The 14665-nt window shown below is 57.4% G+C and carries 16 protein-coding genes; 8 read left to right on the forward strand and 8 right to left on the reverse strand.

Annotation, left to right across the window (positions count from 1 at the left end; all coding sequences use genetic code 11):
- Positions 1-34 precede the first annotated feature (34 nt).
- The 3 genes from N8E89_RS18110 to N8E89_RS18120 all read left to right on the forward strand — a co-directional run bounded on the left by N8E89_RS18110 (position 35) and on the right by N8E89_RS18120 (position 2332).
- Positions 35-1333, forward strand: coding sequence for a glucoamylase family protein (locus tag N8E89_RS18110; protein WP_262260675.1), 1299 nt, complete (start codon positions 35-37; stop codon positions 1331-1333).
- Between the two features lie 71 nt (positions 1334-1404).
- Positions 1405-2157 (forward strand): diacylglycerol/lipid kinase family protein, encoded by a 753-nt coding sequence (locus N8E89_RS18115; RefSeq protein ID WP_262260676.1) that lies wholly within the window; start codon positions 1405-1407, stop codon positions 2155-2157.
- Entirely contained in the window at positions 2117-2332 is a 216-nt protein-coding gene (locus N8E89_RS18120; protein WP_262260678.1) for a hypothetical protein, read from the forward strand. The genes N8E89_RS18115 and N8E89_RS18120 overlap by 41 nt, the downstream gene beginning before the upstream one ends.
- Positions 2333-2366: 34 nt before the next feature.
- Here the strand turns inward: N8E89_RS18120 and N8E89_RS18125 are convergent, their stop codons facing one another.
- The 8 genes from N8E89_RS18125 to N8E89_RS18160 form a co-directional block, all read right to left on the reverse strand.
- Positions 2367-2792: a hypothetical protein gene (locus N8E89_RS18125; RefSeq protein WP_106663014.1), complete on the reverse strand. Its 426-nt coding sequence runs from the start codon at positions 2790-2792 to the stop codon at positions 2367-2369.
- A gap of 122 nt (positions 2793-2914) precedes the next feature.
- Positions 2915-3793: an alpha/beta hydrolase family protein gene (locus N8E89_RS18130; protein ID WP_410010322.1), complete on the reverse strand. Its 879-nt coding sequence runs from the start codon at positions 3791-3793 to the stop codon at positions 2915-2917.
- 10 nt (positions 3794-3803) lie between these two features.
- Positions 3804-5423, reverse strand: coding sequence for an NTP transferase domain-containing protein (locus N8E89_RS18135; protein ID WP_262260679.1), 1620 nt, complete (start codon positions 5421-5423; stop codon positions 3804-3806).
- The gene (locus tag N8E89_RS18140) at positions 5420-6133 is read right to left on the reverse strand and encodes an XdhC family protein (RefSeq protein ID WP_106663323.1); all 714 of its coding nucleotides are present in this window, start codon (positions 6131-6133) and stop codon (positions 5420-5422) included. The genes N8E89_RS18135 and N8E89_RS18140 overlap by 4 nt, the downstream gene beginning before the upstream one ends.
- Before the next feature lie 2 nt (positions 6134-6135).
- Positions 6136-6468: an XdhC family protein gene (locus tag N8E89_RS18145; protein WP_106663012.1), complete on the reverse strand. Its 333-nt coding sequence runs from the start codon at positions 6466-6468 to the stop codon at positions 6136-6138.
- 21 nt (positions 6469-6489) lie between these two features.
- Entirely contained in the window at positions 6490-7722 is a 1233-nt protein-coding gene (locus tag N8E89_RS18150; RefSeq protein ID WP_106663011.1) for a vWA domain-containing protein, read from the reverse strand.
- A 1-nt stretch (position 7723) separates the two neighbouring features.
- Positions 7724-8602, reverse strand: a complete 879-nt coding sequence (locus N8E89_RS18155; RefSeq protein ID WP_410010389.1) for an AAA family ATPase — start codon at positions 8600-8602, stop codon at positions 7724-7726.
- 79 nt (positions 8603-8681) lie between these two features.
- Complete coding sequence (locus N8E89_RS18160) at positions 8682-9137, reverse strand: flavin reductase (protein WP_106663322.1); 456 nt, start codon at positions 9135-9137, stop codon at positions 8682-8684.
- 232 nt (positions 9138-9369) lie between these two features.
- Here N8E89_RS18160 and N8E89_RS18165 point away from each other — a divergent pair, with 232 nt between their 5' ends.
- From N8E89_RS18165 to purB, 5 genes are all read left to right on the forward strand, one after another.
- A complete protein-coding gene (locus N8E89_RS18165; RefSeq protein ID WP_262260681.1) occupies positions 9370-10443 on the forward strand; it encodes a branched-chain amino acid ABC transporter substrate-binding protein in 1074 nt (357 codons plus the stop codon).
- Entirely contained in the window at positions 10443-11450 is a 1008-nt protein-coding gene (locus N8E89_RS18170; protein ID WP_262260683.1) for a P1 family peptidase, read from the forward strand. Before N8E89_RS18165 ends, N8E89_RS18170 begins: the two co-directional genes overlap by 1 nt.
- Before the next feature lie 66 nt (positions 11451-11516).
- Complete coding sequence (gene rpe, locus N8E89_RS18175) at positions 11517-12191, forward strand: ribulose-phosphate 3-epimerase (protein ID WP_113171430.1); 675 nt, start codon at positions 11517-11519, stop codon at positions 12189-12191.
- Positions 12188-12919 (forward strand): DUF2259 domain-containing protein, encoded by a 732-nt coding sequence (locus tag N8E89_RS18180; protein ID WP_262260685.1) that lies wholly within the window; start codon positions 12188-12190, stop codon positions 12917-12919. The genes rpe and N8E89_RS18180 overlap by 4 nt, the downstream gene beginning before the upstream one ends.
- A gap of 89 nt (positions 12920-13008) precedes the next feature.
- Positions 13009-14325, forward strand: coding sequence for an adenylosuccinate lyase (gene purB, locus N8E89_RS18185; protein WP_112759777.1), 1317 nt, complete (start codon positions 13009-13011; stop codon positions 14323-14325).
- Positions 14326-14665 lie beyond the last annotated feature (340 nt).

Here is a 14665-nt window from a genome sequence, read left to right on the forward strand (position 1 = left end):
CATAACGCCCTGTGCAAGGATTTCTGTCGCCCCCATGTATTTGAGATCCGAGCCACGGTACCCGCCTGCAGCGGAAGATGGCGATGACATTCTGCTGGACCAGGTACAACGGGCAAGCTTTCGCTATTTTTGGCAGGGCGCCCATCCGGAAAGTGGCCTCGCGCGCGACCGGTCTGGACGAACTGCCGACCCGAGGAATGATCTTGTCGCCATCGGTGGGTCTGGCTTCGGGTTTATGGCGATCCTCGTCGCCGTCGAACGGCGCTGGATCACGCGCGACGAGGCAAAAGCACGCATTGGCAAGATGCTGTCAGCACTTGAACGCACGAAGCGATACAACGGCGTTTTCCCGCATTTTATCAATGGCACCGACGGCTCGACCGTCCCCTTCACAAAGCTGGACGATGGTGGGGATCTGGTTGAAACGTCTCTCCTGTTCCAGGGTCTGATCTGCGTTCGGCAATATTTTGCTTCAAATGACCGAGGTGAAGCCAGCATCCGCGACAGAATCAATCGGCTCTGGCACGCAGTTCAGTGGAATTCCCACATCAAAAACACTGAAAAGGTTCTCTACTGGCATCACAGCCCGAAATTCGGCTGGGCGCGGAATGTGCCGATACATGGTTGGAACGAGGCGCTGGTCACCTACGTTCTGGCGGCCGCTTCGCCTTCCTACGGCATTGACGCTGAAATTTATCACGAGGGTTTTGCAGCCAACGGTGCCTTCATCAATGGACGCAGCTATTACGGCGTGAAGCTGCCGCTCGGTCCGGATTATGGCGGGCCGCTCTTCTTCGCACACTATTCGTTCTGTGGGATCGACCCCCGGGGCCTTGCAGATCGTTATGCGGATTACTGGCAACAGAATTGCAGTCATGCACGTATCAACTATCTGCACAGCCTGCATAATCCACATGGCTATACCGGGTATGGGTCCGATTGCTGGGGATTGACTTCAAGTCACGGTCCGAGAGGTTATGTTGTCAGCTCGCCGGGATTGGATTTCGGCTTGATTGCACCCACCGCGGCACTGAGCAGCCTTCCCTATCTGCCTGAAGAATCGATGCGCGCTCTACGTCGTTTCCTGGCTCTGCCCCATGGCAAGATCACTGGACGGTTTGGCCTTGTTGACGCATTCTCGCTGACGAGCAATTGGTTTGCCAGAACGTATCTCGCAATTGACCAAGGGCCGGTCGTCGCGATGATCGAGAACCACCGGAGCGGTCTTCTTTGGAAACTGTTCATGAGCGCGCCCGAAATTAGGGATGCGCTGAGGAAGCTTGGCTTTACCAGCCCTCACTTGACACGGGAAACGGAACCAAACAGCCGCTGAGGCATTGCTTCCCTTGGCGTAAACGATCATCTTCCGATCGAGATCCTGCGGCCGAAAATCAAGGATCAGAAATGAAAGTCCATGCCGTTTTCAACCGTGATGGCGGCACGTTTCGCACCATGGACATGACGCTTTTTTCCGAAACAGCCAGAACCATATTTGAAAAGCACGGGCATACATTCGAGAGTGAAGTAGTAGCGGGCAAGGATATCATAAAAGCCCTAAAGAACGTCGCTGCCGAGGCCGGTGAGCATGTGCTGATGGCTGGCGGTGGCGATGGCACCATTTCGGCCGCCGCAGATGTTGCATGGAAGGCTGGAGTACCGCTGGCTGTGCTACCGGCTGGAACAATGAATCTGTTTGCGCGGGCATTGAAAATTCCCCTGGAATTGAACGCTGCATTGGAAAGCCTTGCTGGAGGAACGATACAGGCGGTCGACATCTCAACAGCCAACGAGGAGAGTTTCGTCCACCAATTTTCGATTGGCTTTCAGCCGCAGATAATCAAGCTGCGCAACACTTTGGAGTTTCGCTCTCGCTGGGGCAAACGGCTGGCGAGTTTGCGCGCCTTTGCCAAGGTCATGGGCAATCCGCCGCAGTTCGATGTGAGCTTGAATATCGACGGTGTCCCCATCGAAGCGAACGGTTTCGGCGATCTCAATCGCCAACAATCCCTATGGCCACGGCATGCTGCCGGTGCCAGAGGGTGTCAATCGCGGCGAGCTTGGCGTCTATATTGCGGGCCGGTTGACGCCTGCTGGCCTGATGAAACTGGCGTTCACGGTGCTGACGGGATCGTGGCGCAACAATCCCGATGTCGATGAGATTCCGGCAAAACAGGTAGAACTGCACTTTCCGCGGTTGCGACGCGGCGCCAAAGCGACGATCGACGGTGAACTGGTGCGGTTGCCAAAGGACGTCGTGATAATCATTCACGCCGGCGAGCTTCAGGTTCTTGTGCCGTCCGAAGGCCCGAGCAATCAAAACGGCGCGGGTTGAGTCCGCGCCGTTAAGTCCAATTGAATGCGGCCGGTCAGCTTTTCTTCTTTGTCTTTTTGACGGGCGCTGGAGCAGGGTTGGCCGCCTTCTGGGCAGCAGCTTGCTCAGCCGCGACCTGATCGGCACTCTTGGGCATCGTATCAACGACGGACCGGACCTTGCCCTTGTCGGTTACGGTGCACATGGCGTCGCGAAGGTCGGCTTTTAGCCTTACCTGGTTCACACCACCACCAACGGCCTCGACGTCGACAGCTTTAATATTGCTTTCAGACAGGAAATATTTGGTGGCTGCCGCTGAAATGCACGGTTCCGCAAGGGCTGAATTTACAGGCGGACGAATGGGCGCGAACGTCGGAATCGTCGGCATCATGTTGGGCTCGCCTGTCGTTGAGCACGCTGCCAGGGGGATAAGAACGGCCAAAGCGGCAATTCGGCTCAAAGGATTGGTAGGCAGGCGCATTGCTCTCTCCGCAAAGTCTCATCACAGGACTGGATATGGCCGGAAACTATTCGCTTTTCGCTGTTTGTCTAGTGGCACAACTGCCACAATGGGACTTTATTGCAACAACAGACAGGAGGGTATCAGGGTGCGACTGAAAGCATCCAGTTCAGCACGCCGCGCCAATCAATCATCCTGATTGGCGTACCATGATTGCCACTTTCAAACCGGTGAAATCGCACGGGGTATCCCTTCGCCGAGCCCCGGATTTTCTGAAAGAAGGCTTCTTGGTTGTCGATCGCAAAGACCGGGTCGCGGCTTCCATGGCCGAAGAAAACCGGGATGCGCCGCTTGAACGCTGCCGACCCGATGAAATTCTCATCCCATAGTGAGCCGAGGATGACGAGACCGGAAATGCTCTTGGCTGCCTTGGCGTCCCGGGCAAGCCGCCAGCACAGAGCCCCACCCATTGATCCGCAAGCAACGATAAGTTTGGCTTGTGGCGATTGCGATTTAAAATAATTTATGAGCCCGGCTATCTCGCTTTCACCCCTGTCGTCGAAATCGCTGAAGTCGGGCGTCAAATAAAGCCCGCCATTACGATCCATAAGGTTTTTCAGCCGATTGAAGTTCCCGCCGAAGGTGAAGTCATTCATGCCCTGCTGGCGATTGCCGCCTTGCCCATGCAGATAGATGGTGATGATGGAGGCGCCCGGGTCGAGCTTACCCGCCGCCATGACCTTCACCGGACCGGTATTCGTGGTGACAACAAGATCCTTCTGCGAACGCTTTGGCTGAAGTGAGACATAGTTCTGCTTGACCCGGCGTTCGGGCACCTGGTCACGGCCGTTGATGTCGCGCATCTCGTTATATTCCACCACAACATAGTCGCCACCGTCATCTGATTTCAGAATGCCGGGATAGGAAAAGAGATCGTCCTTATAAGGTTCAAGCTGTAATGCCGAAGCGGCGCTCGAAAGGCACGCGAGCGCCAGCGCGGCGAGAAGTAAAGACCTGATCAAATGATTTTCCTTATCGGATGGTGTCAGGGATGGTTCCGCCAGCACGATTCAGCATGTCTGGTGTATCGACATCAGTAGCCGCTGCCTCGCCAAGTTCAACATCGATGACCGGAATGTCACCGCGTTCGATCAGATGCCGCGCTCCCACATCACCGGCGAGGGAGAATATCTCGTCAAACAAGAGCCGCGGCAAGAGCACGGGATTGCCGCGCTTTCCCTCATATGTTGCTCTGACGACCGACTGGCCGCCGGCATTCTGAAACCGGCTGATCATGGATTTCAGATCCGCTGCCGACAGTGCTGGCATATCGGCCAAAAGCATCATCACGCCATCCGCCGACGGTGGCACATGCCTGATCGCGGTTTGCAGCGACGAGGCAAGCCCGCTGGCATAGTCCTTATTCAGCGCGGTCACGACGTTGAGACCGTCCAGTGCGGCACTGCATTCTTCCGCCATATAGCCGAGCACAGCGATAACCGGATGCCCGTCTGCTTCGATTGCCGTCATGGCCGATCTCCGAACCAACGGCACATCGTCGAAGGTAGCGAGCAATTTATTGTACCCCTTCATGCGCGTCGACTGGCCCGCAGCGAGAACGGCAATCGCCACGTTTGACCTGGCAGCTGGTGGCCGCGGGTCACGCGGTTGTGGACGCGTTGGGATTTCCATCAGGAGCCCGCCGACACCCATGCGGACGATATCAGCCTTGGTAACCGGCACATTCGCCATCAGCCGTTCAAGCACCCAGTCAAAGCCATTCTCCTTGGGGCTTCGCGCACAGCCTGGCGCCCCGATGACTGCATTACCGCCTAGTTCGCCAAGTACCAGCAGATTTCCCGGATCGACCGGCATTCCGACGTGATGGACGGCTCCGCCTGCTTCTCTGATCGACGCTGGCACAACGTCGGCTTGATCGACAACCGCGGATGCACCAAAGACGATAACAATGTCATTGGCCTTTTGCAGTTCGCGTATCGCAGCAGAAAGCGGTTCGCTGGCATGCGCTGGACGCAGTTCCGAGGTCAAAAATCCATGGTTCGCCGCAATCCGCTTTTCGATGACGCTGCGCGTCTTGTCGAGCACAGTTGCTTTTAACGATGGTAACATCGTTTGTATCAGTCCGACACGTGAGCCGGCGAAGCCATGAACACCAAAGGCAGTACGGCTTCGTGCCAGTTCGCTGATCGTTTCCATGACAGAAACTGCAACTGCAAACGGAATAATCTTGATTGTCGCAACCATCTGCCCCTGCTCGACCCGCTCGAACGGCTTCAAGGTTGCTATCGTCACTGACGGATCGATCGCATTGATGGCATGGATCAGATCTGCATCAACGGTGAAGAGACCGGCTCTTTCCGCATAGCAATTGACCCGGCCAGTCGAAGCTGGTCCTGCCCTTACGCCAAACCATTGCAGCGCCCGGGTTACTTTCTGGGCAGCTGCATTCTCTTCCATATCGGTTTCCTGCAAGCGGGCAGCGATAACTTTCGTTACCCCGGCTTCCCGCAATTGCTCAATGTCACGTACCGCGAGCACATGGCCCTTCTTCAACTTCAGAGCACCCGCATGCGTCGAATGCCCGAGGATGGCGCCAAGTGCATCCTCGATGGAAGTCTCACCAAAAATCATGCTGTTATTTCCAGTTGCCGCGTGGCCTGCAGCCCTCGCGCGCGGAACGCCTTGATTACCTCACCCATAACCGCAACGGCAATCTCGGCGGGACTCGCCGCGCCAATATCGAGGCCAATGGGTGAATGAATCAAGCCAATCTGCCCGTCACTCAGACCAAGCGCTTTCAAGCGGTCAACCCGCTTTGCATGCGTCTTGCGACTACCGAGCGCACCGACATAGAAGCATCCGGCCGTCAGTGCCCGCTCCAGGGCCTGATCGTCGATTTTTGGATCGTGCGTGACAACGGCAACCGCGGTGTAGGGATCGAGCGGGCGCGTTTCGAGAACTTCCTGTGGCCACTCGGCGAAAAGCTTTACGCCGGGAAACCGCTCGGGAGTCGCAAAGGCAGTACGCGGATCGATTATTTCCATGTCATAGCCAGCGATCTTCGCCATCGGCGCCAAAGCCTGGCTGATATGGACCGCACCGATCACAACAAGGCGCGGAGGCGGCAGATGGACATTAAGGAAGAACGGACGCCCCTCAATCTCGGCAATCATCGATTTCCCGGACAAGAAGGCTTGCCTGATCGCATCTCCAAGCAGACCGGCAACAGGATCACCCTCCTTGATTACCCGATCGCGCCCATCGCCAAGATCGGTCAACAGAACAGCCGCGCGGCGAGCACGGCGTTCTTCGTTGAGTTTCTTGAGGCAATACGGATCCACGCTCAACCCAGCCGTTCAACATAGACTTTGATACGTCCGCCGCAGGACAACCCGACCTGCCACGCCGTCTCATCGGCGACACCGAATTCCAGCATGCGCGGTTTGCCCTGGCTGATGACCTCCATCGCCTCGGTGATCACTGAGCCCTCGACGCATCCACCGGAAACCGAACCTTCAAAGTTTCCCGCTTCGTCGATCACCAGATGGCTCCCGACCGGGCGCGGGGCCGAGCCCCATGTTTCGACGACGGTGGCGATTGCCACATCACGGCCTTCGGCCATCCAGCCCTCGGCGATCAGCAGCGGATCTCGTATTTCTTCAGAAGGACTTTGCATTGTATGACAGTACCACAAACTTCAATATCGGTGCAACCAGCGCTTCGGGTCGTCATTCTTGTCATTCGGACGGCTGAGTGCTCTACACAAGTCGTCCAATGCATCCATATTGTGTACGGCGCGGAATTCGTCAACGTAGGGAAGCATAGCTTTTACGCCACGCGCACGCGGCTCAAAACCTTCAAAGCGGAGCAATGGATTGAGCCAGATCAGCCTCCGGCAGGATTTCGACAAACGTTCCATCTCCGCTTCGAGCCCGCTGGTTTCTTCACGCTCCAGTCCGTCGGTGATCAGCAATACCACCGCACCCTGGCCAAGCACGCGCCGCGACCAATGCCGGTTGAACTCTCGCAGCGTCTCGCCGATGCGCGTACCGCCCGACCAGTCCTGGACGACACCAGCGCAATGGGCAATGGCATCATCGGGATCACGGGAGCGCAAAGGCCGCGTGATGTTACTCAGGCGCGTGCCAAAAACGAAACAATGAACACGACGGCGCTTCGCCATCATCGCATGCATGAAATGCAGAAAGATGCGGGTATACTGGCTCATCGAACCGGAGATATCAGCAAGGACGACCAGCGGTGGCTGCATTTCCCGCCGCGTGCGGAATCTCGGGAGAATGAGATCGCCGCCCGTGCGCAGACTGGTACGCATCATCGCTCTCGGATCAATCCGTCCGCCCTTGGGATCATTGCGGAAACGCCGCGTCTCTACCTTGTCGACGGGCAGTACCAGCTGATCCATTGCACGGCGTGCCTGGTTAAGTTCTTCGGCCGACATCTGTGCGAAATCCTTTGTCCGAAGCACTTCTTTGCCGGAAAACGTAAATCGCGCATCGATATCGACCTCCGGCGGCCGTTCACCCGGTTCGTTGCGTGAACCGCCCTTGAAGAGGGCCTCGGCAACACGGGCTTCCGCCGCTCTTGCCTTTGGCCGTTCGCGCGCCATGGCGACGGGCGAGAACATGGCGAGCATTTTCTCGATCAATTCACGGGAGCGCCAATAGAGCCGGAACGCCTCGTCAAAAGTTGCGTGATCTTCGCGCCTCGTGACGAGAACGCTGTGCAGCGTCCAATAGAAATCGTCACGGGAGCCGATCCCTCCCGCCAGGACGGCCTCAATGGCATCCCGGACCGATGCCGGACCAACTCGCAATCCGGCCTTGCGCAGCGTGCGAGCGAAATACACGATATTGTCCGCGAGCCGGCTGTCGGACCGCGCTATCCCGGGTGATGAGGCGAACGTTTCCATATCACGCCGCGCTCAATTCAGCTTTCACCTCGTCCAGGATGCGCCGGCCCTCGCCGCCTGAAATCCGGGCGATATCGTCCTGATACTTAAGCAGAACTCCAATCGTATCCGACACCGTTTCAGGATCGAGAGCGAGCTTGTCCATTTCCGTCAACGCCCCCGCCCAGTCGATCGTTTCAGCAACACCGGGCAGCTTGAACAGATCCATATCGCGCAGTTTCTGCACGTAGCGGACGATTTCATCCGACAGCCTTTCATTGGCAGCCGGTACTTTGCGGCGAACAATTTCAAGCTCCCGCTCCGCAGACGGGTAGTCCACCCAGTGGTAGAGACACCGGCGTTTCAGGGCGTCATGAATCTCACGGGTCCGGTTTGTGGTGATGATCACAATTGGCGGCTCGGCCGATCGGATCGTACCAAGCTCGGGGATCGTGACCTGAAAATCCGACAGCACCTCAAGCAGGAACGCCTCGAAAGCCTCGTCCGTCCGGTCAAGCTCATCGATCAGAAAGACCGGTGCTTTGCCTGGCTCACCCGACAGCGCCTGCAGGACGGGTCTGCGGATCAGAAACTTTTCAGAGAAGACATTGCGTTCAATGGCCGATTTATCGACTTTGCCGCTTGCTTCATCCAGTCGGATCTCGATCATCTGGGCAGCATAGTTCCACTCATAGACAGCCGAAGATACGTCCAGCCCTTCGTAGCATTGCAGGCGGATCAATGGCCGGCCCAGCGTTGCTGCAAGCACCTTGGCGATCTCGGTTTTGCCAACGCCCGCCTCACCTTCGAGGAAAAGCGGCCGTTTCATGCGCAGACTGAGAAACAGTACTGTTGCCAGAGAACGGTCCGCGACATAGCCCCCTGCTTCAAGCAGGGCCATCGTGTCCTCGATTGATTGCGGCAACGACGAAACTGACTTTGCGGCCATATTGTCTCTGCTTCCTATAAGCGTTTACGACTTAGTCTCCTGCACTGTGATAGGAGCGGTTGAGATAGATCAAAGAGCGGCCGGGCTCACCTGTATTGAGGGCGGTGACCTTGCCATAGATCACATAATGCGTTGCAACTTCGTGCGTTGAGATAATGCGGCAGTCGAAACTCGCCAGTGCATCCATCAGCACGGGTGCTCCGGTCTGGAGCGTTTGCCAGCGTCCGAGCGCAAATCTGTCTTGCTGGGAAAGCTCGCCCTTCCCCGAAAAAGCTTCAGAAAGTGCTTGCTGGCCGATTGACAGGGTGTTTAGCGCAAATACCTGATTTTCGATGAAGAGATGATTGAATTCATGGCTGCGGTTGAGGCAAACCAGCATGGTCGCCGGATTGTCCGAAACCGAGCATACTGCCGAAATCGTCACACCACGGCGCCCAGCCGGACCATCCGTGGTCAAGATGTGGACCGCCTCGGCAAAATGGCTCATGGCATTACGAAATGCGAGCGGCTCTATCTTCTGATCTTTGGCAATAAGCACAATTCTATTCCGTTGTCTGAACCATCACTATCGCAACACGCGTCTCAACCATAGGGGCAGATTATTTTTTCCGATATCTTCCTTTTATATAGACCTAGATTGCGCAGAGTGAAGGAAACGGTTACCGAAAACGTGTAGATCATATCATCCAAAGGGAAACGGCATTCTCGCAATGAATTCCATGATACGCACCGCAACGTTTGGCCTCTGCCTGTTGTTCTGCAGTGTCGCATATGCGGAAGACAAGATCGGCGTCATTGCGCCGCTTTCCGGTTCCTTTGCGCGCCTCGGTGCACAATTGGTGGATGGGGTGACCGTTGCTGTTGCTGCAAACAAGGATGGACAGACGATCTCAATCGCCACGGCCGACGACAAATGTGATGCCGCGGGTGGCACAGCAGCCGCAAAGCAGATGGTTCAGGCCAATGTGACGCTCGTCATTGGTTTTCTCTGCGCTGAATCGCTCGAAGCAGCCCTGCCCATCCTGAATCAAAAGGGTATCCCTGTCATCACACCCGGTGTGCGGTCGCAGACATTGACGGAATTGCGGACAGCACAGCCTTACCCCGTTTTCAGGATTGCGCAATCGGACCGCAACGAAGCAAACGAAACCGGCGATATTCTTGCGGAACTCTGGCACTCGGCACCCTTCGCCATCATCGATGATGGCACGATCTTTGGGCGCGAACTCGCATCCGGTGTGCGCGGCCGACTTGAGGAGAAGGGCTTGAAACCGGTCTTCGCCGATACCTATCGCCCCGGTCTCGATAATCAGAATGCACTGGTTGCACGCCTGAAACGTGCCGGCGCCACCCAGGTATTCGTCGGCGGCGAACGCGACGACGTAGCTGCCATAGGCCGAAGTGCCGTGGCGCTTGGCTACCCCCTGATCATCGCCAGCGGCGAAGCGTTGAATGCCAAAGGCAATGGCAGTGACCTTGCCCCCGGCACATTGATGATTGCCCCGCGTGAGCCGCAGATGCTGGAAAGCGCGCGTAACGCCAAGAATGGCATCGAACTCGCTGGAAAGGTGCCGGAAGGCTATACCGTACCGGCCTACGCTGCCACAGAAGTTGCGATCCAGGTCCTAACCGCGGCGCAGGCGCAAGCCGGATCGCTGACGGAACTCCTCCGCAAGAATGTTTTCGATACGGCGCTTGGACCGGTACAGTTCAATACGACCGGAGAGCGGATTGCCGACACATACCGCTTGCAGAAGTATGATGGGACCCAGTTCGTGCTGGAGACCAACTGATGAGTATCAAGACCGGTCTGCGCAATCTCATCACCGATGTCGAAGGCTTGAGCGTGGGCCATGCCTCGGACGCCAGGATCAAGTCCGGCAGCACCGTCATTCTTTGCGATATGCCCGCGACTGCCGCCGTCCAGGTTCTCGGCGGCGCGCCGGGCACACGGGAAACAGACCTTCTAGAGCCGCACAATACGGTCGAGGCGATCAATGCGCTGGTTCTATCGGGTGGATCAGCCTTCGGGCTTGATGCGGCGTCCGGCGTTCAGGCCGCCCTGCGCGAAAAGGGCATCGGCTTTGAAGTCGGCACGCAACGTATCCCCATCGTCCCGGCTGCAATATTGTTCGATCTTCTGAATGGCGGCGACAAGGAATGGGGACGTTACCCGCCCTACCGCGAACTTGGCTACGCTGCCGCGCAATCGGCATCGCGTGATTTTGACCTCGGCACGGTCGGTGCCGGAACGGGTGCAACCGTTGCGGGATTGAAGGGCGGCCTCGGCTCCGCTTCGTCATTTCTGGAAAACGGAACGACCGTGGGCGCATTGGTGGCCGTCAATGCATTGGGCTCCGTAACTGTCGGAAAAAGCAGGCATTTCTGGGCTGCGCCGTTCGAAATCGGCGACGAGTTTGGCGGGCTTGGCCCGCCGCATCCGCTTCCTGCCGATGCTGTCGAGATCAAGACAAAGTTCAACGATCCAGCGCCGCAAGCGAATACCACGATCGGCGTTGTCGCCACCGATTTGATATTGACCAATGCGCAGGCCAAGCGTCTCGCTATCGCCGCCCATGATGGATTTGCCCGGGCGATCTGGCCATCGCACACTCCTTTCGACGGCGATCTGGTTTTTACGCTCGCCACGGGAACCAGCGGAAGAACACCAGAAACCGCTGAATTCATTGACCTTTGCGCCACTGCGGCCTCAACGATGGCGCGTGCGATCGCGCGCGGTGTATATACCGCAACGCCTGCGGACAACGATCCCTTCCCGGTTTGGCGGTCACGGCTCTGATGGTTTCGATTGTGCCACGGTGTCACCCGTGGTAACCGGCGCACAAATTCTTACGGGAGATCCTCCATGAGCCGTCCGCTCGTCATCGCACCGTCCATACTCGCTTCGGACTTTTCCAAGCTTGGCGCGGAAGTCACCACCGTGTTACAGGCCGGCGCAGACTGGATACACATCGACGTCATGGACGGGCACTTCGTCCCCAATATCACCTTCGGCCCGGAAGTGGTCAAAGCCATCCGTCCGCTGACCGATGCCGTATTCGACACGCATCTGATGATTTCGCCTTGTGATCCCTATCTCGAGGCTTTTGCCAAGGCCGGTTCGGACATTATCACCATTCATGCGGAGGCGGGGCCGCATCTGCATCGCTCGCTGCAGGCAATCCGCACCCTCGGCAAGAAGGCCGGCGTCGCGCTCAATCCCGCGACCCCTGAATCGGTCATCGAGTATGTGCTGAACGATGTGGACCTGATCCTCGTCATGACGGTCAACCCCGGTTTCGGCGGCCAGAAGTTCATCGCGGAAACGCAGGAAAAGATACGCAAAATCAAGGCGATGATCGGTAGTCGGCCGATCGATCTTGAAGTCGATGGCGGTATCACCGCCGAAACGGCGGCGCTGGTCACCGCGGCTGGGGCCAATGCGCTCGTCGCCGGTTCCGCCGTCTACAAGGGCGGATCCGAAGCCGCGTACCGCGCCAATATAGACCTCATCCGCAGTGCATGCGTGACAGGATCATGATGGGTTTCCGCCGCGCCCTCGTCACCTTGCTCGTGACTTCGTGGCCGATCGCGGCGCAGGCCGGAGACGCGGCAAAGCTTGATATTCTCGGCTTTTCCAAGGATGGCAGCGTCTTTGCTTTCGAAGAATATGGCGTGCAGGACGGTTCGGGCTTCCCCTATTCGAACCGGTTCTACATCGACACGGAGGGAGACAAGTTTCTCGCCAAGACACCGGTCCGCGTCAGGCTCGACGACGAGAATTCTTCGCTGGAGAACGCCCGCAACAAGGCCGGTCTGGATGCGCAGGGCGTGACTTCGCTGACCGATGAGGAACTGCGGTCGAATGCCGGCCAGACGGTCGGCGCCAATCCCGTGACCGAGCTCTCGGCCGATCCATTCAAGGTCAAGGTCAATCCACGCCCGGTCTTTCCGGCCATCGACCCGGCACTGACCGTGCGCCTTGAGGAAGTCCCGGTTCCGGCCAGCGAGACGTGCCAAAACATCGGTGAAATCAAAGGGTTCCGCCTGACGCTTCTCGAGGACGGGGCAGACGCCAAGCCTGAATTGCTGCATGAAGATACATCGATACCGGCAAGCCGCGGCTGCCCCCAAGGCTACAGCATAGGCGCTGTCCAGACATTTTACCCGCCCAACGGACAGCGGGTGATAGCGGTCATGATTGCCGTCCGCGGAATGGGTTTCGAAGGCCCGGACTATCGCTGGCTGGCTGTCACCAAACGCCAATAGCGCCGCATCCGAAAAGAGCAGCGTTGAGTGAACGGCTCCGGTCTGCTAGACCGCCCTCAAGCCAATAAACACCGCCGACAGGAAAACATATGATCCCGCGCTATTCGCGGCCTGAAATGGTCGCCATCTGGTCTCCAGAAACGAAGTTCCGCATTTGGTTCGAAATTGAAGCCCATGCCTGCGACGCCCTCGCGGAACTCGGCGTCATTCCAAAGGAGGCGGCGAAAACGATCTGGGAAAAGGGCGGAGCGGCCACTTTCGACATCGATCGCATTGATGAGATCGAACGCGAGACCAAGCACGATGTCATTGCTTTCCTTACACATTTGGCGGAAATCGTTGGACCTGATGCACGTTTCGTGCACCAGGGCATGACCTCATCCGACGTGCTCGACACCTGCTTCAATGTACAGCTGATGCGCGCCAGCGACATCCTGCTTGACGATCTGGACAAGCTTCTCGCCGCCCTGAAGACGCGGGCCTTCGAGCACAAGGACACCGTCACCATCGGCCGCAGCCATGGCATCCATGCCGAGCCGACCACCTTCGGCGTCAAGCTGGCGCAAGCCTATGCCGAGTTCGAGCGCTGCCGTACCCGTCTGGTGGCGGCACGCGCGGAGATTGCAACCTGCGCCATCTCCGGCGCAGTTGGCACCTTTGCCAATATCGATCCGCGCGTGGAAGAACACGTCGCCAAGGCATTGGGAATGCAGGCAGAACCGGTTTCGACGCAGGTCATACCGCGCGACCGTCACGCCATGTACTTCGCAACCTTGGGTGTCATAGCCTCATCAATCGAACGGCTGTCCGTCGAGATCCGCCACCTGCAGCGGACCGAGGTTCTGGAAGCCGAAGAGTACTTTTCACCCGGGCAAAAAGGCTCCTCCGCCATGCCGCACAAGCGCAATCCGGTGCTGACCGAAAACATGACCGGCCTCGCCCGCATGGTCCGCGCCTTTGCCCTGCCGGCAATGGAAAACGTGGCGCTCTGGCATGAGCGCGATATTTCGCACTCGTCCGTGGAGCGCATGATTGGTCCGGATGCGACCATCACCCTCGATTTTGCGCTGGCACGCATGGTCGGCGTTATCGAAAAGCTGTTGGTTTATCCGGATAACATGCTGAAAAACATGAACAAGTTCCGTGGCCTGATCCATTCACAGCGGGTGCTGCTGGCGCTGACGCAGGCTGGGGTTTCCCGCGAGGATTCCTACCGCCTGGTCCAGCGCAACGCCATGAAGGTCTGGGAACACGGCAAGGATTTCCTGGAGGAATTGCTCGCTGATGCGGACGTCCGCGCTGCCCTCCCGGAGGAAACGATCCGCGAGAAGTTCGACCTCGGCTATCACACCAAACATGTCGATACGATTTTCAAGCGCGTGTTTGAGGCAACTGGCAACAACTGAATTAAAGCCATCGGTTGAAGAAACCTGGCAATTTTCGCGGTTGCTCGAGCCAGAATCGCCTCTTCTTGGGTGAGGGTTGCTCTGACTTGAGCAATTGATCGGTCGGAATAGCGGTTTTGTCTCCGAACACAGCGAGGAACCGCCAGTTAAAACCGAGTGATCGGGAGAATTAATTGAACGAGCGTTCGATTAATTTTTCCGGGATTTTGCGTCCCTGGCGTTGCAATGCGTTGAAGTGCCGTACCGGCGGGTACGGACCTCCCGCTTTATCTTCAAATACCTGCCTCTCCGTCATCCTCGGGCTTGACCCGAGGACCCATGGCAAAGGAGCGAGGCGATA

It is taken from the genome of Phyllobacterium sp. A18/5-2, assembly GCF_025452215.1.
In the GTDB taxonomy this organism is placed as follows: domain Bacteria; phylum Pseudomonadota; class Alphaproteobacteria; order Rhizobiales; family Rhizobiaceae; genus Phyllobacterium; species Phyllobacterium sophorae.

What these genes read in the sequence shown, in the direction of transcription:
- N8E89_RS18110 (WP_262260675.1), top strand. Translation starts at nt 35, where the DNA reads ATGTATTTGAGATCCGAGCCACGGTACCCGCCTGCAGCGGAAGATGGC.
- N8E89_RS18115 (WP_262260676.1), top strand. Translation starts at nt 1,405, where the DNA reads ATGAAAGTCCATGCCGTTTTCAACCGTGATGGCGGCACGTTTCGCACC.
- N8E89_RS18125 (WP_106663014.1), bottom strand. Translation starts at nt 2,792, where the DNA reads ATGCGCCTGCCTACCAATCCTTTGAGCCGAATTGCCGCTTTGGCCGTT.
- N8E89_RS18135 (WP_262260679.1), bottom strand. Translation starts at nt 5,423, where the DNA reads ATGATTTTTGGTGAGACTTCCATCGAGGATGCACTTGGCGCCATCCTC.
- N8E89_RS18145 (WP_106663012.1), bottom strand. Translation starts at nt 6,468, where the DNA reads ATGCAAAGTCCTTCTGAAGAAATACGAGATCCGCTGCTGATCGCCGAG.
- N8E89_RS18150 (WP_106663011.1), bottom strand. Translation starts at nt 7,722, where the DNA reads ATGGAAACGTTCGCCTCATCACCCGGGATAGCGCGGTCCGACAGCCGG.
- N8E89_RS18155 (WP_410010389.1), bottom strand. Translation starts at nt 8,602, where the DNA reads ATGGCCCTGCTTGAAGCAGGGGGCTATGTCGCGGACCGTTCTCTGGCA.
- N8E89_RS18160 (WP_106663322.1), bottom strand. Translation starts at nt 9,137, where the DNA reads ATGAGCCATTTTGCCGAGGCGGTCCACATCTTGACCACGGATGGTCCG.
- N8E89_RS18165 (WP_262260681.1), top strand. Translation starts at nt 9,370, where the DNA reads ATGATACGCACCGCAACGTTTGGCCTCTGCCTGTTGTTCTGCAGTGTC.
- N8E89_RS18170 (WP_262260683.1), top strand. Translation starts at nt 10,443, where the DNA reads ATGAGTATCAAGACCGGTCTGCGCAATCTCATCACCGATGTCGAAGGC.
- rpe (WP_113171430.1), top strand. Translation starts at nt 11,517, where the DNA reads ATGAGCCGTCCGCTCGTCATCGCACCGTCCATACTCGCTTCGGACTTT.
- N8E89_RS18180 (WP_262260685.1), top strand. Translation starts at nt 12,188, where the DNA reads ATGATGGGTTTCCGCCGCGCCCTCGTCACCTTGCTCGTGACTTCGTGG.
- purB (WP_112759777.1), top strand. Translation starts at nt 13,009, where the DNA reads ATGATCCCGCGCTATTCGCGGCCTGAAATGGTCGCCATCTGGTCTCCA.